This window comes from Auritidibacter ignavus (assembly GCF_003703835.1).
GTDB lineage: Bacteria > Actinomycetota > Actinomycetes > Actinomycetales > Micrococcaceae > Auritidibacter > Auritidibacter ignavus.
Genome location: NZ_RDQR01000017.1, coordinates 36858 through 55363, shown reverse-complemented (window position 1 = coordinate 55363; position 18506 = coordinate 36858). Strand labels below are relative to the sequence as shown.

The 18506-nt window shown below is 58.9% G+C and carries 20 protein-coding genes and 1 pseudogene; 8 read left to right on the top strand and 13 right to left on the bottom strand.

Going from position 1 to position 18506, the window contains the following annotated elements:
• A pseudogene (locus DYI20_RS12465) lies at positions 1–223 on the bottom strand (IS3-like element IS3501 family transposase); the annotation flags it as partial.
• Complete coding sequence (locus DYI20_RS09020; RefSeq protein ID WP_122549353.1) at positions 220–540, bottom strand: transposase; 321 nt, start codon at positions 538–540, stop codon at positions 220–222. The gene DYI20_RS09020 and the pseudogene DYI20_RS12465, both read right to left, overlap by 4 nt.
• A gap of 85 nt (positions 541–625) precedes the next feature.
• Here DYI20_RS09020 and DYI20_RS09015 point away from each other — a divergent pair, with 85 nt between their 5' ends.
• From DYI20_RS09015 to DYI20_RS09000, 4 genes are read left to right on the top strand one after another with little or no spacing between them, the layout of a single operon-like run.
• Complete coding sequence (locus DYI20_RS09015) at positions 626–1588, top strand: NADPH:quinone oxidoreductase family protein (RefSeq protein ID WP_122549352.1); 963 nt, start codon at positions 626–628, stop codon at positions 1586–1588.
• Positions 1585–2106, top strand: coding sequence for a thioesterase family protein (locus DYI20_RS09010; RefSeq protein WP_110099235.1), 522 nt, complete (start codon positions 1585–1587; stop codon positions 2104–2106). Before DYI20_RS09015 ends, DYI20_RS09010 begins: the two co-directional genes overlap by 4 nt.
• Positions 2107–2160: 54 nt before the next feature.
• Positions 2161–2922: a 3-oxoacyl-ACP reductase FabG gene (gene fabG, locus DYI20_RS09005; protein ID WP_110099236.1), complete on the top strand. Its 762-nt coding sequence runs from the start codon at positions 2161–2163 to the stop codon at positions 2920–2922.
• The gene (locus DYI20_RS09000) at positions 2915–3580 is read left to right on the top strand and encodes an HAD family hydrolase (protein WP_208392270.1); all 666 of its coding nucleotides are present in this window, start codon (positions 2915–2917) and stop codon (positions 3578–3580) included. Before fabG ends, DYI20_RS09000 begins: the two co-directional genes overlap by 8 nt.
• On the opposite strand, the gene DYI20_RS08995 is transcribed toward DYI20_RS09000, so the two are convergent.
• Positions 3568–4032, bottom strand: a complete 465-nt coding sequence (locus DYI20_RS08995) for a MaoC family dehydratase (RefSeq protein WP_122549350.1) — start codon at positions 4030–4032, stop codon at positions 3568–3570. The genes DYI20_RS09000 and DYI20_RS08995 overlap by 13 nt on opposite strands.
• A 168-nt stretch (positions 4033–4200) precedes the next feature.
• Between DYI20_RS08995 and DYI20_RS08990 the strand changes: the two genes are divergently transcribed.
• From DYI20_RS08990 to DYI20_RS08975, 4 genes are all read left to right on the top strand, one after another.
• A complete protein-coding gene (locus DYI20_RS08990; RefSeq protein WP_110101618.1) occupies positions 4201–5751 on the top strand; it encodes a class I adenylate-forming enzyme family protein in 1551 nt (516 codons plus the stop codon).
• Between the two features lie 73 nt (positions 5752–5824).
• On the top strand, positions 5825–7000 hold the full coding sequence (locus DYI20_RS08985) for an acyl-CoA dehydrogenase family protein (protein WP_122549349.1): 1176 nt from the start codon (positions 5825–5827) through the stop codon (positions 6998–7000).
• Positions 6997–8067, top strand: coding sequence for an acyl-CoA dehydrogenase family protein (locus DYI20_RS08980; RefSeq protein ID WP_122549348.1), 1071 nt, complete (start codon positions 6997–6999; stop codon positions 8065–8067). Before DYI20_RS08985 ends, DYI20_RS08980 begins: the two co-directional genes overlap by 4 nt.
• A 72-nt stretch (positions 8068–8139) precedes the next feature.
• A complete protein-coding gene (locus DYI20_RS08975) occupies positions 8140–8769 on the top strand; it encodes a TetR/AcrR family transcriptional regulator (RefSeq protein ID WP_110099242.1) in 630 nt (209 codons plus the stop codon).
• Positions 8770–8917: 148 nt separating this feature from the next.
• Here DYI20_RS08975 and DYI20_RS08970 read toward each other — a convergent pair whose 3' ends face one another.
• The 10 genes from DYI20_RS08970 to DYI20_RS08925 all read right to left on the bottom strand — a co-directional run bounded on the left by DYI20_RS08970 (position 8918) and on the right by DYI20_RS08925 (position 18480).
• The gene (locus DYI20_RS08970) at positions 8918–10147 is read right to left on the bottom strand and encodes an acyl-CoA dehydrogenase family protein (protein ID WP_110099243.1); all 1230 of its coding nucleotides are present in this window, start codon (positions 10145–10147) and stop codon (positions 8918–8920) included.
• Between the two features lie 22 nt (positions 10148–10169).
• The gene (locus tag DYI20_RS08965; protein ID WP_122549347.1) at positions 10170–11009 is read right to left on the bottom strand and encodes an SDR family oxidoreductase; all 840 of its coding nucleotides are present in this window, start codon (positions 11007–11009) and stop codon (positions 10170–10172) included.
• The gene (locus DYI20_RS08960; RefSeq protein WP_110099245.1) at positions 11009–11827 is read right to left on the bottom strand and encodes an enoyl-CoA hydratase-related protein; all 819 of its coding nucleotides are present in this window, start codon (positions 11825–11827) and stop codon (positions 11009–11011) included. Before DYI20_RS08960 ends, DYI20_RS08965 begins: the two co-directional genes overlap by 1 nt.
• Positions 11824–13029: an acetyl-CoA C-acyltransferase gene (locus DYI20_RS08955; RefSeq protein ID WP_110099246.1), complete on the bottom strand. Its 1206-nt coding sequence runs from the start codon at positions 13027–13029 to the stop codon at positions 11824–11826. The genes DYI20_RS08960 and DYI20_RS08955 overlap by 4 nt, the downstream gene beginning before the upstream one ends.
• A gap of 24 nt (positions 13030–13053) precedes the next feature.
• Positions 13054–14058 (bottom strand): NADP-dependent oxidoreductase, encoded by a 1005-nt coding sequence (locus DYI20_RS08950; protein WP_183145622.1) that lies wholly within the window; start codon positions 14056–14058, stop codon positions 13054–13056.
• A 105-nt stretch (positions 14059–14163) separates the two neighbouring features.
• On the bottom strand, positions 14164–15036 hold the full coding sequence (locus DYI20_RS08945) for an LCP family protein (RefSeq protein WP_147472550.1): 873 nt from the start codon (positions 15034–15036) through the stop codon (positions 14164–14166).
• Positions 15037–15089: 53 nt separating this feature from the next.
• Positions 15090–15797 (bottom strand): ABC transporter ATP-binding protein, encoded by a 708-nt coding sequence (locus tag DYI20_RS08940; RefSeq protein WP_122549346.1) that lies wholly within the window; start codon positions 15795–15797, stop codon positions 15090–15092.
• Positions 15798–15803: 6 nt separating this feature from the next.
• Positions 15804–16604, bottom strand: a complete 801-nt coding sequence (locus DYI20_RS08935; protein WP_122549345.1) for an ABC transporter ATP-binding protein — start codon at positions 16602–16604, stop codon at positions 15804–15806.
• Positions 16598–17617, bottom strand: a complete 1020-nt coding sequence (locus tag DYI20_RS08930; RefSeq protein WP_110101611.1) for a branched-chain amino acid ABC transporter permease — start codon at positions 17615–17617, stop codon at positions 16598–16600. The genes DYI20_RS08935 and DYI20_RS08930 overlap by 7 nt, the downstream gene beginning before the upstream one ends.
• On the bottom strand, positions 17614–18480 hold the full coding sequence (locus DYI20_RS08925; protein WP_110101610.1) for a branched-chain amino acid ABC transporter permease: 867 nt from the start codon (positions 18478–18480) through the stop codon (positions 17614–17616). The genes DYI20_RS08930 and DYI20_RS08925 overlap by 4 nt, the downstream gene beginning before the upstream one ends.
• Positions 18481–18506 lie beyond the last annotated feature (26 nt).

Genomic DNA, 18506 nt, shown 5'->3' with positions numbered 1-18506 from the left:
CATGCCACATTTTGCCCACCCCATAAACCCCATAATTGGCTTGGTGCAGCTCTTTGACCACTGGGATCAGGGCTGCATCCCGACGCGAACGATCACTGGCAGGACGGGCTTTCGCCGCCCGATAGCCGCCTGAGGTGATGAACCCACGGTCTGTCGCACCCAAAACACGACAGATGGACTCGACTCCGAAACGATCCCTGAACATCTCAATGTAAGCAATCATCTCGTCGTGGGGCGGTCGAGTTCCGCTGCGAAAAAAGCTGACGCCGTCTTGAGGATCTCATTAGCCCGGCGCAGCTCCGCGTTCTCCCGCTTCAGCTTCCGGATTTGCGCTTGGGCATCCGTGGACACCCCTGACTTCTGACCGGTATCCACTTCAGCTTGTTCCACCCAACGACGCAACGTCTCTGTCGCGATACTGAGCTTGGGCGCGGTTTCACGAATCACCACATACCGGCTCGGCGCGTCTTCATCTTCAAGCCGATCAAACACCATGCGCGTGGCACGATCTTTAAACGACTGCGGGTATTTGGTTGGCATAGTTCTATCCTCTCATTTTAGGACGGAACAAAACCTGGGACACTTCATTATTGAATCTGGACTCAAGTTCATCTATGTTTGGTGTATGCGTGCGATACAGATCACACAACTAGAAGGACCCGAAGCCATCGAATTGAACGAGGTCGATGACCCCGTTGTCACTGACCCCGATAAGGAAGTACTGATCCAGGTCAAGGCCGCCGGGGTGGCCTTTCCGGAACTGCTTCAAACGCGCGGGCAGTACCAGATGAAGCCTGATTTGCCGTTCATCCCCGGAGCCGAAGTCTCCGGCGAAGTCCTCGACGCCCCCGAGTTCACCGGACTGGTTCCCGGAGACCGCGTGGCAGCGCTGTGCTTGCTCGGTGGGTTCGCCGAGAAAGTCACCGCCCGGGCTGACCTGACCTTCAAACTCCCGGACAACATCAGCTTTGAGCAGGGGGCAGCCTTTTTGTTCAACTACTGCACCTGCCAGTTCGCGCTCCGCCGTCGCGGGGCGATGAGCTCCGAGGACACCGTCCTCGTTCACGGTGCCGCCGGCGGTATCGGTACCTCCGCGATTCAGATCGCCAAAGCTTTCGGCGCTCGCGAGGTGATTGGCGTGACCTCCACCGAAGAGAAGGCCGAGATCGCCCGCGCGGCCGGCGCCGACCATGTGGTGAACTCCGAGAATTTCCTCGAGGAACTCGGCCGGTCTTCCGTGGACATTGTGGTGGACCCGGTTGGAGGTGACCGCTTCACCGACTCGTTGCGCGCCCTGAAGCCGGAGGGTCGACTATTGGTTATCGGCTTTACCGCCGGTTCCATCCCCGAGGTCAAGGTCAACCGCCTGCTGCTGAACAATATTTCGGTGGTCGGTGTCGGCTGGGGTGCCTTTGGGCTGAACAAGCCCGGCTTTATTGCCGAGCAGTTCGCCGATATGGAAGAGCACCTGGCCGCCGGTCGTCTGGTGCCACCGCTCGGCCCGGTCTTTGATCTCGCTGAGGCCAGCAAAGCCCTACAAGTTCTGGAAACGCGCACCGCGACCGGAAAGGTGGTCCTGCGCGCATGAGCACCGAGGCATCCTCCCAGCGCATCTACATTCCCACTCTCGATGAGCTGGGAGAGCTCGAGCAGGTTTATTCTGTGACCGCCCCCGAACGGTGGCGTGACTACAACGATCACGTCAACGTCTTGGGGCACTACGAGTTCTTGATGCACACCCTGCACTACGGTCTGATGTCCATGGGCATCACCCCCGACTACATCCAGACCCATGGACGCAGCACCTTTACGCTGGAACAGCACGTGACCTTCGCCCATGAAATTCAGATCGGTGCCAAACTCGGTGGCTATGTGCGCCTGGTGGACCGCAACGCGAAACTCTTGCGCGGTGTGGCCATTGCTGCGAACCTCACCACCGGCGACGTGGCTTCGATGGCCGAATTCGCCGATATTCACGTCGATATGTCCACGCGGCGTTCGACCGCCTGGAATGACGAGCTCGGTGACAAACTCGACCAGCGACTGGCCCACGATCGTCAGCTCAGCTGGCTGGCTCCGGATTCCGGTAGCCTGAAGCTCCGTTAGCCCCCCGGACCCCCTGATTTTCCACGATTCCAACTCGATTTGAAGGAGTACCCCATGTCCACTACTGAACCACGCGTTGCCATCGTTACCGGTGCCGGTCGCGGCATCGGTGCAGCCATCGCCCAGCGTCTGGCCTCTGATGGCCTGAAAGTTGCGGTGCTGGATCTGGCCGAAGAGCAGTCCCAGAAGACCGTCGATGCCATCACCTCCGCCGGTGGCCAGGCCCTGGCCGTCGGCGCTGATGTCTCCGATGAAGACTCGGTCAAGGCCGCTGTTGCCAAGGTTGCCGATGAGCTCGGCGCCCCGACCGTGCTGGTCAACAACGCCGGCATCATCCGCGACAACCTGCTGTTCAAGATGACCGTGGACGACTGGGATGCCGTGATGGGTGTGCACTTGCGCGGTGCCTTCCTGATGTCGCGCGAAACCCAGAAGTATATGACGGAGGCTGGCTTCGGTCGTATCGTGAATCTCTCCAGTGTTTCAGCCTTAGGCAGTCGTGGTCAGGCCAACTACTCCGCTGCCAAGGCTGGTCTGCAGGGCTTTACCAAGACCCTGGCGATCGAGCTGGGTAAATTCGGTGTCACCACCAATGCAATTGCCCCCGGTTTTATCGAATCGGATATGACCGCTGCCACGGCCGAACGCATTGGTATCAGCTTCGACGAATTTATTGAAAAAACCGTTGCGCAGATCCCGGTTGCCCGCAGCGGTAAGCCCGACGACGTTGCCCACCTGGCCTCCTTCCTGATTTCCGAAGGCGCTGGCTACGTGAACGGTCAGGTTATTTATGCAGGTGGCGGTCCCTTTGACTAATCAGCAGCCGACACCATCTGATGGTGCCAGCTCTGGTCAGTACTCTGCCGTGATGTTTGACTTCGGCGGAGTGCTGACCACCTCGTTGCTGGCAGGATTCCAAGCTTTCGGAGACAAGTACGGTAACCGTGACCTGCCGTTGAAGATCCTGGGTACCAAAGGATCCGCCTCTGCCAAGTTGCTCGGTGCCCACGAAGAAGGTCGCATCTCCGCGGCCGAATTCGAACAGGGCTACCACGAGGAACTGGCGGAGCACGGACTGCAGGTGCCTGATCGCGGGACCATTGAGGAGATTCAGTCTTACCTCCACCCGGACCGGGAGACCATCGACCTCGTGGCAGAAATTCGTCAAGCCGGTGTCCCGACCGGCTTATTGTCAAACTCTTTCGGCGACAATACCTATGCTGGCTTTGATCTGGAGTCCATGTTCGATGCGGTCACCATCTCCGGAGTCATCGGCGCACGCAAGCCCTCACGCGTGGCATACCTCACCGCCTGCCAGAAGCTCGAGGTAGCTCCTGAACAGACGGTGATGATTGACGATCTTCAGCACAATCTCGATGCAGCGGCCCGGTTGGGGATGGGAGCCATCCGCCATACCGATGCCACCAGCACTCGCGCTCAGTTGAGCGACTTGCTGAGTAATTACTCTGTGTAACGTCCCAGGGCCTCGGCAACACAAACCGGCTTTTCAATACCTTCGGCCTCATACACCTGCACGGTGGTGACCTGGGCTGAACCCTCGCCGACTTCTTCCACCGAAGAAATTGTCGAGGTCACGCGAATTCGGGTCCCCACCGGCAGGGGATGGGGGAAACGGACCTTGTTATATCCGTAGTTCAAGGTGTGGGTAAAGCCCTCCAGCCGAATCAGCTGCTCAGAAAAATACGGGCCCAGCGACAGCGTGAACAGCCCGTGAACAATGGTGCCACCCAACGGGCTGGCCTTGGCGCGTTCGACATCGACGTGGATCCACTGATGATCCTCGGTGGCATCGGCGAAAGCGTTGACTTTATCCTGATCAACCGTGTACCACTCCGTAGGTCCCAGTTCCTTGCCCTGGAGTTCTTTCAGTTCGGCGATCGAGCTGACGGTGGTGACTTCTACCATCGTGATATCTCCTTCTCGTAGGTGAGCTATATCACCTTCATGTTAAGTGAACCTGAACTCGGATTCAATGGATCATTTTTCTCTTGCGCAGTTGTCTTGAATCTGATCTCAAGTTCGATATAAGCTGTATGAGAGGTAGATCACATCTTAATGTGGAGAAGGACCGCCATGACCAATTTGGTAGACATCATCTGGAATCACGCCCAGCAACAACCTGAAGCCAACGCCTTGCGTGAAGGGGTCGATGAGGCCGAACGTATCTGGTCGTATGACCGGCTCGCTCGCAACATCAGCGGTGTGATCCCGGAATTTCAGCGCCGTGGCATCCAACCGGGGGATCGGGTCCTTTTCGTGGTACCCACCTCAGCGGAGTTCGTGCTGGCCTATCACGCCTTGGCTGCGCTGGGCGCTATCGCGGTGACCGTCAACGCAGCCTGCACCGCTCGCGAACTGCAGTACTTCATCGAGGACTCAGAACCTGTGTTGGCCTTGGGGTGGAAGGAAGACGGCAAAGGTTTCGAACAACTCGAGAAAGCTGCCGAGGCCACAGATGTCTCCACCTGGCTCCTGGAGCCTGGGGTTTTTGACGATCTGGTCGCCGACTCCCTGGCTGATCCCGCCGATCTCGCCGATGGAACCCCGATGGCTATTCTGTACACCTCCGGGACCACCGGACGTCCGAAAGGTGCGGTGCTGACGCACAACAACATCATGGCCTGCGGTCGCATGGCCGCAACCACCAACGAGTTGGGCTCCTCGGACAGTCTGGGCACGGGGTTGCCGATGTTCCATGTGTTTGCACAAGTAGCGGTGATGCACACCGTCTTTCATGGCGGGGCAAGCTTATCGCTACTTCGCCCGTTCACCCCGCACGGGATGATGGAGATGATGGTCAAGCACCAACTCACTTCAGCATCCGGGGTGCCGACCATGTGGAACGCGATGTTGCACGTACCGAATCCCTACCGCCCCGAGGACTTTTCGAACATGCAGAAGGTGACCTCCGGTGGAGCTGCTCTGCCCATCCAGGTGGCTAAGAAGTTCTATCAAGCCTTCGGCGGAGATGTTATTGAAGGCTACGGTCTGACCGAAACCACCGGGTACGGCATCGGAAACCGGCCCCATGCGACCCGCAAAGAAGGCAGTATCGGTCTGCCGGTGGAAGGCGTCGACGTCACCATCTTGGACGATAATGGCCAAGAGCTGGGCGTGAATGAGATCGGTGAGATCGCGCTCGATGGCCCGGTTGTGATGAAAGAATACTGGGGCCGTCCTGATGCGACCGCCGCGACCTTCACCGGTCGCTGGTTCCGCACCGGTGACCTGGGACGGATTGATGAAGATGGCTATGTCTTCATTGTGGACCGGAAAAAGGATTTGATCATTCGGGGTGGCTACAACGTCTACCCGCGCGAGGTTGAAGAAGTGCTCTACACCCATCCGGATGTGGTGGAAGTCGCCGTAGCCGGGGTGCCCGACGAGCATCTGGGTGAAGAAATTGCCGCGGTGATTACCTTGCGCCCCGATGCGACCCCCGATGCGCCCGCATTGAAGGAATGGCTGGGCGAGTATTTGGCGCACTACAAGATTCCGCGGATCTATCATTTCGTGGAGTCGCTGCCCAAGGGGGCGACCGGCAAAATCCTGAAACGCGCCATCGACCGGGATGAGCTCCGTGACCAGGGCGTGCGAGTCTCCAGCGCCCCGCAACGGTCCTAGACCATCTCTAGATGACCGCAATATAGACCCCCAACGGATACACACAACATAGAGAAAGAAGGGAGAGTGTCTCGTGACTGATCCCGTCCAGCTGCTATCCGAGAGGATAGATCGCCTCCTGGCCGAACACGATACCTCCAATGTTCAAGAATTCCTCGGAGCCCGCTTTGATGCCGGTCTCGCCTGGGTGCATTTCCCTGAGGGACACGGTGGCCTGGGCCTACCGCGCGAGTACAACGACTTCGTCAATACTCGCCTGGCAGAAGCCGGCGCACCTGGCCCAGATACCAACGGTAACGGCATTGGTCTGGGTATGGTCGCTCCGACCCTGATCGCTAAGGGTACCGAAGAGCAGCAGAACAAGTACCTGCGCCCGCTCTACACCAGCGAAGAAATCTGGTGCCAGCTCTTCTCCGAGCCCGGTGCCGGCTCTGACTTGGCCGCGGTGTCTACCCGCGCGGTGTTGGATGGAGATACCTGGACGGTCAACGGTCAGAAGGTCTGGACCTCGGTGGCCCACCAGGCTCAGCGGGCGATTCTGGTAGCCCGTACTGACATTGAGGTACCCAAGCACGCCGGCATGACCTACTTCCTGGTTGATATGTCAGACCCGGGAGTCGAGGTCCGCCCCTTACGCCAGATCACCGGTGAAGCCGAGTTCAACGAGGTCTTCCTGCAGGATGTGAAGATTCCTGATGCAGACCGTGTTGGTGAGACCGGCGAAGGCTGGCGGGTCGCCAATGCCACGCTGAATAATGAGCGTGTTGCCATTGGTGCTGGGGCCGATCGTGAAGCCGGTCAGATTGGGCTGTTGGCTCGTCAATGGCGGGAGAACCCGCAACTACGGACCCCCGCTGCACAACAAGAGATTTTGCACTGGTGGGTGGAAACCGAAGTCACCCGGCTGGTGGGTGAGCGAGTGCGCCAACAACTGGAAGTTGGTCAGCCCGGACCAGAATCTTCGGCGCTGAAGTTGGCCTTTGCCACTCAGGCTCAGGCGGTCACCGGTGTGGCCCTCGAGCTCGATCCGGATGCAGGCCTGGTCTATGAGGATTGGGAGCTGCGTCGTCCCACGAAGGCAGATTTCTTGGGTCGCGATGCCGGATTCCGCTACCTGCGTGCCAAGGGGAACTCGATCGAAGGCGGTTCCTCAGAAATCATGCGCAATGTGGTAGCTGAGCGCGTACTCGGTCTGCCCCAAGAAGCTCGCCCCGATAAAGGAATTCCCTTCAAGGATGTGCCACGATGACCAATTTGCTGTATACCGAAGATGAAACCGACCTGCGCGATGCGGTCAAAGATGCACTGTCGCGACACTTGAGCTCGGCTGATGTCGCCGATCTCTACGACAACCCCCAGCCCTGGCACACTGCACTGTGGGACGCTCTGGCCGGTGAGATTGGCTTGGCCGGTCTGTTGGTCAGCGAGGACCACGGCGGATTTGGTGGCGGACCACGTGAAGCGGCCACCGTGCTGGAAGAACTCGGTGGTGCGGTGGCACCGGTGCCGTTTTTGACCTCCTCGGTGTTGGCCACCCAGGTGTTGAACCACCTCGAGGCTGGTGACGCGTTGGAACAGCTGGCCAGCGGCGAAAAGACCGCTGCCTTGGTGCTACCGTTCAGCGCTCGTGCTGGACACTGGTCTGCCGTTGAGGCGGGTAGCTCGGTTACCCCGGTAGCCGGTGCCTGGGGTGCGGATTTGCTGTTGGTGCCCTTGGCTTCGGCCGATGGCGTGAACCTGCACCTCATCGAAGCTGAGCAGGCCACCGTTGAACCGGTGACCAGCCTGGATATGTCCCGGCCCCTGGCGACCGTGTCTGGTCTTGGAGAAGGTACCGTGCTGGCCAGTGGCGACCAGGCCGTGGCGGCGGTGGACTTCGGATTGCGCAGTGCCACGGCGCTACTGGCCAGTGAACAGTACGGTGTGGCCTATCAGTGCTTGACCACCACGGTCGAATACGTGAAGACCCGTATCCAGTTCGCTCGCCCGATCGGTTCCTTCCAGGCCATCAAGCACCGGCTGGCCGATCTGTATCTGCAGGTGACCTCCGCACAGGCCGCGGCTCGCTACGCAGCCGGAGTGCTGAACGATGCCGATCAGGATCTGCCCATCGCGACCGCGGTGGCGGCATCCTATAACGCGGACGTGGCGGTCAAGGCTGCTGAGGAAGCCGTCCAGCTCCACGGTGGTAATGGGATGACCTGGGAGTTCCCGATTCACCTGCTTTTGAAGCGGGCTAAAGCCGACCAGCTGGGCTTGGGCACCCCCGGTACCCACCGCGAAGACCTCGCGCCGTTGGTCGATATCACTCTGTAGCGTGCGGCACCTGTTGTAGAGTCGCACAAGTCTACATCGTTCGAACACCATCCCCAGTCCAAGGAGCCACCGATGCCAGAGTCAACGTTAAAGCCACGTACTGCACGCGGTGAAAAGACTCGGGCAGCGCTGTTGCGGGCAGCGCGGGTGGTGTTCGAACGTGACGGCTATTTGGATGCACGGCTGACCGATATCACCGTCGAAGCCGGTTGTTCGACCGGGACTTTTTATACGTATTTCACCTCGAAAGAAGAAATCTTCGAGGCTCTGATGGAAACGGCCAAGAACGAGATGTTGCACCTCTCGGTGGGAGATACCGAAGGTGCCGATCCGGCCGAGGTTATTGAAGCCAGCAACCGCCATTATTTCGAGTCTTACCAGTCCAACGCAAAGCTTATGGGACTAATGGAAGAAGTTGCCCAGGTTGATCCGAATTTTATGAAGCTTCGCTACGAGCGGGGCATGCGTTTTATTGAACGCAATGCCCATTCGATCGAAGAGTTACAGCGACGCGGACTTGCTGATGCCAACCTAGATCCCATTCTTGCCTCTCGTGCGTTGTCTGGGATGGTCTCCCGCCTGGCATACTTCAACTTTGCTCTGAACGCTACGAACTACACCATCGATGAGCTGGTGGCGACCACCACTCGCATGTGGTGTGGCGCGCTCAGCATCGATCACGCCAGCATCGATCAGGACTAAGTTTTTCTTTTCTCTCTGAATCGTTCTTTTTTCTGGTGCCCTGGTGTCTGCGCTGATCGAGGGCACCCATGTCGTTAAACCAAGAGGCCAGAAGCAGAATCCCAGCACGGTGCGGGATCTGATTCTGGCCTCGACTGTCTGCAGGCTATTATTTCGCTACGGTGTCGCGTAGACGCTTGAGTTCCATGCGAGCAATGGTGCGCTTGTGGACCTCATCAGGGCCATCGGCCAACCGCAGGGTGCGCTGAGCAGCCCAGAACTCGGCCAGCGGGAAGTCATTGGTGACACCGCCACCACCATGGACCTGAATCGCCCGGTCGATGACCTTCAAGGCCATGTTCGGGGCGGCCACCTTGATCGCGGCAATCTCGGTGCGCGCCTCACGGTTACCCACGGTGTCCATCAGCCAGGCGGCCTTAAGCACCAGCAACCGGTTCATTTCGATCTCAATGCGAGACTCGGCAATCCAGTCCTGGATGTTGGCCCGCTCGGAAAGTGGCTGACCGAAGGTTTCGCGACTCTGGGCACGAGTGATCATCAGATCTAGGGCACGCTCGGCGGCACCGATGGTGCGCATACAGTGATGGATGCGTCCCGGGCCCAAGCGGGCCTGGCTGATCTTGAAGCCGTCGCCTTCTCCGGCCAGCAGGTCGGTTACGGGAACCTTGACGTTTTCGAAGGTCACTTCTGCGTGACCCTCACGATCCATGTAGCCGAAGACCGGCAGACCGCGGACTACGGTGACACCCGGTGCGTCGATGGGGACAACCATCATCGACTGTTGGCGGTGCGTATCAGCCTCAGGGTCGGTCTTACCCATCACGATCAGCACACGACATAGCGGGTGCAGGGCGTTGGATGCGAACCACTTACGGCCGTTGAGGATGTAGTGATCACCGTTGCGTTCCATCCGCAGCTGGATATTAGTGGCATCGGAGCTGGCCACCTCGGGCTCGGTCATGCAGAAGGCTGAAGCGATCTCGCCAGCCAGCAGCGGTTTGAGCCAGCGCTCGCGGTGCTCCTCAGTTCCGAACAGCTCCAGAACTTCCATGTTTCCGGTATCGGGAGCATTGCAGTTGGTGGCCTCGGGAGCCAAGCCCGGGCTACGGCCCATGATCTCGGCCAGGGGAGCATAGTCGAGGTTCGACAGGCCCGGGCTACCCCACTCTTCATTGGCGTGGGGGTGGAACAGGTTCCACAGACCGCGGGATTTGGCTTCGGCCTTGAGCTCTTCCATGATCGGTGGGTGGAAGTTGTCATCCCCGGATTCGTGCATCTGTTGTTCGAAGACCGGCTCGGCTGGGTAGATGTGTTCGTCCATAAAGTCGAGGAGTCGTTGCCGGTAATCCTGACAACGATCTGAGAAACTGAAATCCATGATGTTCTCCTGTTGTGGGGTGTTATGAGTCTGATGTGGTTGCTGCAAGGAGGGTGTCCTGGTACCGGCGCATCCCTTCCATCCAGCGTGGGTAGTCGCTGTTTTTGCGTGAGATGTAGGTCTTGAGCTGTTCGTGCGGCAGGATCAAGAAGTCCTTCCGCTCGAGGGCAGCCAGGGTATGCTCGGCAACCTGCTCGGGGCTGAGCACCTCGGCGCTGGCGGTCACCGACTGGTGAGCAGCCCGGGAGGCATCATCGGCGGAGGCCAAGTCCATCAGCAGGTTGGTATTGACCCCCAGCGGACAGAGGCAGGAGACGTCGATCCCCTGATGTCCGTAGGTGATCGACAGCCACTCCGCAAATGACACCGCTGCGTGCTTGGTGACCGCATACACGGCCGAACCGATCTGAGTCAGCAGACCGGCCGCCGAGGCAGTGGAGAGGAAATGACCGCTCCCACGCTCGATCCAGTCGGGGACGAAGACCTGCGCTGCCCGGACGTGGGCCATCACATTGATCTCGATGGCCTTATTCCAGTCATCGTCGCTGACTTCCAGGCCAGCAGCGCCAGCGATGCCGGCGTTGGCAACATAAAGGTCGATGGCCTCGACCTCGAAGGTTTCGTGTGCGGTACGGCGGAAGCCTCGAATGTCCTCCAGTGAGGCGGCGTTGCCGGCGACCGTGACAAAACGGTCGTGGTAGGTAGTTGCCAGTGCCTCGGCTTGAGCATCGAGCTTGGTTTGGTCTAGATCGGTGAGCAACACCCGGGCGCCGGCCTCCAACAACGCCTGAGCAAGGGCGGCTCCAATGCCGCCACCCGCGCCGGTGACGATCGCCACCTGATCGGTGAACGGGGTGGTCATTAGTCCATCACCCAGCCCGTGCTGAATTCCGGTGCTTGCTTAGTGACGAAAGCTTCTACCGCGCGTTGGTGCTCTGCGGTCAGGCCGGTGGCTTTGTGCCGGTAGACCTCAGCCTGCATGGCTTCATCCAAGGACACGGTGGGAGCATCCAGCAGGTTCTGCTTGATCGCATGCAGTGCCGGCGATGAGCTGGAGGCCAGTTGCGAGGCGATGGCGATCGCAGACTCATCGATGACCTCGTGAGCTACAATCTGGTTGATCAGACCTGCCTCATAGCACTGTTGACCACGCAACTTCGGAGACAGGAAAAGGTACTCGCGAGCCTTGGCTGGACCCACCAGCTGGTTGAGCAACCACGCCACACCGAAGTCTCCACCGAGCCCCACGTTGGCGAACGCGGTGGCAAACACGGTCTTTTCGCTACCGATTCGCAGATCGGCGGCCAACGCGAGACCAGCACCGGCTCCGGCAAAGGCACCGGGCAGGCTGGCAACGACCGGTTTCGGGAACGAGTAGATCCGGCCGGTGGTGGTGCGCTGGGCTTCCAACTGGGCTTGAGCTGCCTCGTCGTCGATCTCGGTGGCTCCACCACCTTCACCACCCTGCTCAGCGAAACCTTGCACATCGCCACCGGAGCAGAAGGCACCACCGGCGCCGGTGAGCACCACCGCGCCGACGCTATCGTCGGTTGCGAAGGCCTCCAGGGCATCGGCCAGCCCCGTGAGCATAGCGTGGTTCAGGGCGTTGCGACGTTCCGGTCGGTTCAGGGTGATGATGCCGACTCCGTCGCGAATGTCGGTCAGTACTTCTTGACTCATGCGTTGTTCACCTCGAACAGTCCAGCAGCACCCATGCCACCACCGATACACATGGTCACCACGACGTACTGCACACCGCGACGGCGACCTTCCAACAGAGCGTGACCGACCAGACGAGCCCCCGTCATGCCGTAGGGGTGACCAATAGAGATACCGCCACCGTTGACGTTGTATTTCTCGGGGTCGATGCCCAGCTTGTCGCGACAGTATACGGCCTGAGAAGCGAAGGCTTCGTTCAGTTCCCACAGGCCAATGTCGTTGAGATCCAGGTTGTGCTGTTTGAGCAACTTCGGGATCGCGAAGACCGGGCCAATACCCATTTCATCAGGTTTGCAACCGGCCACGGCGATGCCACGGTAGGTGCCCAAGGGAGTCAGGCCACGTTCTTTAGCGACCTTATCGCTGACCAGCACCGAAGCGGAGGCGCCGTCGGACAGTTGCGAGGCGTTACCGGCGGTAATGGTGGAGTGCTGGGTGACAGTGCCATCGGGTAGCACCGGATTCAGCCCCTGCAGGGTCTCGAGGGTGGTGGACGGACGGTTACCCTCGTCCTTGGTGAGCTCAACCTCTTCGGTGGAGGTTTCGCCGGTCTCTTTATTGAGGACCAACTTGGTCGAGGGTAGCGGGACGATTTCGTCATCGAGGCGACCGGCGGCCTGGGCGGCGGCGGTGCGCTCCTGGGAACTCAGTGCATACTCATCCTGCTGGGCACGGGTTACGCCGTAGCGTTCAGCCACCACCTCAGCAGTGTGTAGCATGGGCATGTAGGTGTCGGGCACGTTGTCGACCAGCCACGGGTCCTCGGCACGGTAGGTGTTCATCTGCTGGTTCTGGACCAGTGAGATGGACTCCACCCCACCACCGACGGCCACGTCGAATCCATCGACGATGATTTCCTTGGCTGCGGTGGCAATGGCCATCAGGCCGGAGGCGCACTGCCGGTCCACGCTCATGCCGGCTACCGTGTTCGGCAGGCCGGCGCGCAGAGCAGCCTGGCGGGCAATGTTGTTGCCGGTAGAGCCTTGTTGGAGCGCGCAACCGAAGACGACATCGTCGATCTCTTCGGGTGAAATACCGGCACGCTTGACCGCCTCCGCGATCGCGTGGCCGGCAAGTTCCTGGCCTTGGGTGTCGTTGAATGCACCCTTATAGGCTCGACCAATTGGAGTCCTGGCGGTGGAAACAATAACCGCTTCTGTCATGATGTGTTGCCTTTCTGCGCAGAATTAGATTTCGAGAACGAGTTTTCCGGTGTTGACGCCCTGGAATAGGCCCAACAAAGCTTCGGGGAAGCCCCGTACGCCACCGCCGACGACGGTTTCGCGGGCAACCAGGGAACCATTGGAGATGTGGGCCGCAATCGCTTCGACCGCCTCGGGGTAGCGATCACGGTAGTCAAAGACCACGAAGCCCTGCATACGTGCACGGAAGACCAGCAGCGACATGTACCGGCTGGGTCCCGGGGCGAGAGTGGGGTCGTTATACGTGGAGACGGCTCCGCAGATCACGACACGGGCACCGCGGGCGAGATTGGCGAGACCAGCATCCAGGATCGTGCCGCCGACATTATCGAAGAACACATTGATGCCATCGGGAGCGACCTCCCTGAGTCGGGACAGAACTTTTTCGTTCTTGTAGTTGATGGCTTCATCGAACCCGATTTCTGTCAACCAGGCACATTTCTCTTCGCCACCGGCAATACCGATCACCCGACACCCGCGGGCTTTGGCCAATTGGCCGGCCACCGAGCCGACGGCGCCGGCTGCTGCTGAGATCAGCACGGTGTCGCCATCCTGTAGTTCTCCGACATCGAGCAGACCAAAGTACCCGGTCATTCCCGGCATGCCGAGAGCACCCAACCAGGTGGGTTCAGCGGCCACATCCAGGTCAATGCCTGTTACGCCACGGCCATCGGAGATAGCGTAGTCGGTGACGCCGAACAGACCCTGGACACGATCGCCGGGGGAGAAGTTGGGGTTATTGGACTCGAGAACTTCACCGGTGCCCAACGCGCGCATGATCTCCCCGATCTGTACGGGGGGAACATAGGAACGCACATCGTTCAGCCAGCCACGCATCGCTGGATCCAAGGAGAGGTAATTGACCTTGACCAGAATTTCTGACTCGTTGAGCTCGGTGGGGAGTTCGTGCTGGCGAATCTCCCAGGTCGACTCATCAGGCAACCCCTCGGGGCGCTGTGCTAAATAGACTGACGTCGCGGTGATCGACATAGCTAAGAATCCGTTCTGTTGTGGTCTACATCTCACAGATTAGCCTGAACTTGAGGTCGGATTCAACTATGGGCTGGGACGGAGTATGGAACCTCCGAGGCGGTTTTAAGAGCACTCAGCCAGGGTGTCGTTGCGGAAGCGTTCGCGTAATTCCACCAGTTTCTGCGCATTGGCCTGCCGACCCCCATCGCCGGTGGCCAAAGGGCACCAGGTGATGTTTCCCAAGGCAGAGGTGGAACGCATCAGCGTGCGCAGCTCGGAGGAGTCCAGGCCGTTATCGGCCACCATGTTCTCCTGCATAAGCTCTACTACGTCTTTGGCGACTCCGGGATTGCGTCGCACCTCTGATTCGGACAGGGCCTGGAGCATTCCTGTCATCACCGTTTCGGTCTGTGTCGGGGACATGCCGTGCTCGGTGATGCTGTCGTCTATTAAAGTGCCGACCTGTTTGGGTTCAAGCACGGCGTCCTCGCTGTCAGGGTCGGGAAATCCGCCGGTGATTTCGGCCAGAGGTGCCAGGGCGTTCAGGTCGAGCAACACGACGTGGTCCATGGGAACGTCCACAAGAGTTTCGATGGATGCCACCAGCGTTGAGACTTCACGGGTGGCACCCATGGCTTCACCAAGGGTGAAGGGCTGGTCGGGAACCTTGAGCTGGGGTGGGAAAGCCACCGCTTGGGCATAACGACGAGAATTCGTCAGGTGGACGACGAACAGCGATTGCGCCCGGTCCTCCAAGTTCTCCTCCAGAGCCTCGGAGGTATCGTCGCGGGAGGCTGAGGCAACGAATAAAATATTGATCGGCCCTGGGGTTCCTTCTTCGATCGGGGCCGGGTTGGGGCGTTGATCGGGGAAGGGATCACGCAGGGTATCTAGAGGTTGAATGAGTCCCCGGATGAACTGGTAGGCCACGAAAATGCCAACCAAAAATAGTGCGACCGCGAAGATCATGACCACTACTTTTGATCGTTTTGCCATAGTTCATCAGTTTATACCGTGCCGGGGTCACGGTGAGTGAGGGCACGGGTGGCTCAGAGGCCCAAGTACGCCTTCTGAACCTCCGGGTCGTCGCGCAGATCGTGGGCAGGACCTGACAGTACGACGCGACCTTCGGCAAGAACATACCCATAGGTAGCAATCTTCAAGGCCAATCGGGCGTTCTGCTCGGCCAGAAGCACCCCGGTCCCGGACTTGTTAATCTCCGTCACCGCCTCGAAGACTTGCTCGGTGACCAGTGGCGCCAAACCAATGGAGGGCTCGTCCAAAATGAGCAACTTGGGGTTGGACATCAAAGCCCGGCCAATAGCGACCATCTGTTGCTGACCACCGGAGAGAGAACCGGCCGTTTGGTTCCTCTTTTCCTTCAGGATGGGAAAGAGCTGGAATACCCGGTCGAGGAGCTCGTCGTACTCGGCCTTCTTGCTACGCAACACATAATTGCCCAGACTAAGGTTCTTCATTACCGACAGCATCGGGAACAGATGCCGCCCCTCCGGCGATTGAGCGATCCCGGCACGCACAATACGATTCGAACTCAGCGAGACAATGGAATCTCCAAGAAATTCGATGCTACCGGTGTGGGGGCGGATTAGCCCCGAGATCGTCCGGAACAAGGTGGATTTTCCCGACCCGTTCGCCCCTAAGACCAGGGTGAGTTGCCCTTGCTCCGCTCTCAGGCTCACATCGTGTAAGACATCGACCGAATCATAGGCGACATGAATGTTGTTGATTTCTAGCATGATGTTTTAGCCCTCGGTGCTTGGTGTGTCTACGGTGGTTGAGGTATCCGACGAATCTGTCCCGAGATAGGCTGCGATGACTTGAGGGTCATTGCGCACGTCATCGGGCGTACCCCAGGCAATTCTGCGACCTCGTTCTAAGACGAGGATTCGGTCGGCCAGACTCATAATCAACGACATTTTGTGCTCAACAAGCGCCACCGTGATACCACTGGAGGAGATTTTGCGAATCAGCTCACCGAATCGTGTGGTTTCTTCTTCAGTGATGCCGGCGGCAGGCTCGTCAAGAAGCAGAAGCGACGGATTTGTCGCTAAAGCCAGCGCGACGGCTGCTCGCTTTTGAACTTCTTGCGGAGCATTCCCAGCGATCTCATCCTTGTAATCGGCAATGGACACGAAGTCGAGAAGCTCGAGAGTTTTCTCCATACTTTCCCGCTCTTCACGCCGGAATCGAGGTGTCCTCAGCACGGCACCCAATAATGTGGAGGAGGTTTGGGCAGCACATCCCGCCAGAACATTCTCAACGATGGTGTTCTGCTCGAAGAGTTTCGTGGTCTGGAATGTGCGGGCGATGCCAGCCTTGGAGGTCACATGGGGTTTGTTGCCGGTAATATCCTTTCCCCGGAACATCACCTGCCCACCACTGGGCTTGTGAAACCCACACAGCAGATTGAAGACGGTGGACTTCCCGGCCCCGTTCGGTCCGATGATCGCGGTGATCTCGCCCTCGTGGATTTCGAAATCGACGCCCTCAACAGCGTGGATCCCTCCGAAGGTTTTTGTTAGGCCACGTACTTCGATCAGCATGAGGAGACACTCTCCTTCTCCGTGTGTTGTGTCGTCTGTGATTGTTGGGGCGCTGCGGTGGTCTTGCGCCGTCGGCGACGCGCGATGAGTTCATTGAGCTTGCCGATGAGTCCTTGTGGCATGAAGATGATCAGCGCGATGATGATCGGGCCGAGGAAGAGGAAACGGTAGGACTGGAAGTCCTGGAAGAGCTCGAACAGCGCCATGACGAGCAATGTGCCGATCAACGGCCCCATCACGGTGGCCATGCCACCCACGAGCAGGAACATCAAGAGTTCGAAGGTTAGGTCGATATGGGCTACCTCGGGCTCGATAAAGCCCTGAGCACTGGCGAACAGACCGCCCGCGGTGCCGGCCAGGCCGGCTGAGGCGGTGAATGCCAGTTGCTTATTGAGCCCAACGTTGATGCCGATGGAGCTGGCCAGATCTTCAGAGGTGCGGATAGCCAAGAGCGTGCGGCCGACATTCGAGGTTTTCAGCGTATAGGTCAGGTAAATGCAGAATGCCACGACGAGTACCATTAAGAAGTAGAACACGGTCGGTTCAGAGAAATCGATGGGCCCAATATTCTCTGGGAACTTGATCCCGCGGACGCCGTCGTAGCCGCCGGTGACGCTGGTCCAGCGGGACAGGACCATGTAAATGATCAACCCGAGTGCCATCGTAAAGACCGCGAAATACGCCTCACGGGTACGCAACGCGAAGAGCCCGGCGATAAATCCAACAACGGTAGTGAGGATCATTCCGACAAAGAATGCACCCCAGAAGGGCCAATCGTGCTCGGCGGTCAGTAGAGCCACCGTGTACACGCCGATCCCGAAGAAACCTGCCTGGGCCAGAGACAACTGCCCGGTATAACCCAAGATGATGTTGAGACCGTAGACGGCGGTGGCATAACACAGCGCCTGAGTGAGTACGCGGAGAAGGTATTGGTTCTCGGTGAGTGCCAGGGGCGCGAAGAGTAATGCGACCGCCACGGCGATCATGCCTATTCCTTGTAGTGTCAGTTTCATCGTGCCCCCTTATGCGCGAAGAGACCAGTGGGTTTCACAGCCAGGACAACCACCAGGAGCACGAAGGCGATGACTTCACCGGCAGCTGCGGAAATGTAGGTGGTGGATAAGGCTTCGGCCACGCCGAGGCCGAAGCCTCCGATGATGGCGCCAGGGATGGATCCGAGGCCACCGAGAATAATGATGGCGAAGACCTTGACCATGATGGTTTCTCCCATGAAGGGAGAGATCGAGCTGACCGGGGCCATGAGGCCACCGGCGATGGCGACCAGCACACCGGCCAGTGCGAAGGTCATCATCGACACTCTGTTGGGGTTGATCCCCACCAGAGAGGCGCCGATACGGTCTTGCTCGATGGCTTCAATCGATTGGCCCGCGGCGGTTTTCTTGATGAACCAGGTCAGAATAATCATCACGACCACCGCGACCAGTACGACAACGATGCGTTGCCAGGTCACTTGAGCCTCGAGAATGGTCAGGCGTCCCGTGAGTGGGGAATCCACCCGGTGGAAATCGTTGCCCCATACCTGCTGAACCAGCGCGGTGAAGAAGAACATCGCGCCGGCGGCAGCGATCATGTGATGGGTATGTGGGGAGTCTCTGAGTGGGTGGAAGACAATGCGCTCCAGGACCACGCCGACGAGTCCCATCACGATTGCTGCGCAAATAATGGCTAGCACATAGTGAACTCCGACCGAGGTCATGAAGAAGAAGGTCAGGTAAGCCCCCAACATGTAGAGGGACCCGTGGGCCAGGTTCGGTATTTTCAACACGCCGAAGACCAGCGTGAGGCCGATTGCTGCCAAACAATAGGCGCCACCGGTCGCGAGCCCGTTGAATAATTGTTGGACGAGAAGTTCCATATAAGCTCCTGCTCAATGGGATGGTC

Coding starts and splice junctions, on each gene's coding strand:
- fabG (WP_110099236.1), top strand. CDS start 2,161: ATGTCCACTACTGAACCACGCGTTGCCATCGTTACCGGTGCCGGTCGC.
- DYI20_RS08940 (WP_122549346.1), bottom strand. CDS start 15,797: ATGCTAGAAATCAACAACATTCATGTCGCCTATGATTCGGTCGATGTC.
- DYI20_RS09020 (WP_122549353.1), bottom strand. CDS start 540: ATGCCAACCAAATACCCGCAGTCGTTTAAAGATCGTGCCACGCGCATG.
- DYI20_RS08945 (WP_147472550.1), bottom strand. CDS start 15,036: ATGGCAAAACGATCAAAAGTAGTGGTCATGATCTTCGCGGTCGCACTA.
- DYI20_RS08925 (WP_110101610.1), bottom strand. CDS start 18,480: ATGGAACTTCTCGTCCAACAATTATTCAACGGGCTCGCGACCGGTGGC.
- DYI20_RS08950 (WP_183145622.1), bottom strand. CDS start 14,058: ATGTCGATCACCGCGACGTCAGTCTATTTAGCACAGCGCCCCGAGGGG.
- DYI20_RS08955 (WP_110099246.1), bottom strand. CDS start 13,029: ATGACAGAAGCGGTTATTGTTTCCACCGCCAGGACTCCAATTGGTCGA.
- DYI20_RS08965 (WP_122549347.1), bottom strand. CDS start 11,009: ATGACCACCCCGTTCACCGATCAGGTGGCGATCGTCACCGGCGCGGGT.
- DYI20_RS08930 (WP_110101611.1), bottom strand. CDS start 17,617: ATGAAACTGACACTACAAGGAATAGGCATGATCGCCGTGGCGGTCGCA.
- DYI20_RS08970 (WP_110099243.1), bottom strand. CDS start 10,147: ATGGATTTCAGTTTCTCAGATCGTTGTCAGGATTACCGGCAACGACTC.
- DYI20_RS08990 (WP_110101618.1), top strand. CDS start 4,201: ATGACCAATTTGGTAGACATCATCTGGAATCACGCCCAGCAACAACCT.
- DYI20_RS08935 (WP_122549345.1), bottom strand. CDS start 16,604: ATGCTGATCGAAGTACGTGGCCTAACAAAAACCTTCGGAGGGATCCAC.
- DYI20_RS09015 (WP_122549352.1), top strand. CDS start 626: ATGCGTGCGATACAGATCACACAACTAGAAGGACCCGAAGCCATCGAA.
- DYI20_RS08995 (WP_122549350.1), bottom strand. CDS start 4,032: ATGGTAGAAGTCACCACCGTCAGCTCGATCGCCGAACTGAAAGAACTC.
- DYI20_RS08960 (WP_110099245.1), bottom strand. CDS start 11,827: ATGAGTCAAGAAGTACTGACCGACATTCGCGACGGAGTCGGCATCATC.
- DYI20_RS08980 (WP_122549348.1), top strand. CDS start 6,997: ATGACCAATTTGCTGTATACCGAAGATGAAACCGACCTGCGCGATGCG.
- DYI20_RS09010 (WP_110099235.1), top strand. CDS start 1,585: ATGAGCACCGAGGCATCCTCCCAGCGCATCTACATTCCCACTCTCGAT.
- DYI20_RS08975 (WP_110099242.1), top strand. CDS start 8,140: ATGCCAGAGTCAACGTTAAAGCCACGTACTGCACGCGGTGAAAAGACT.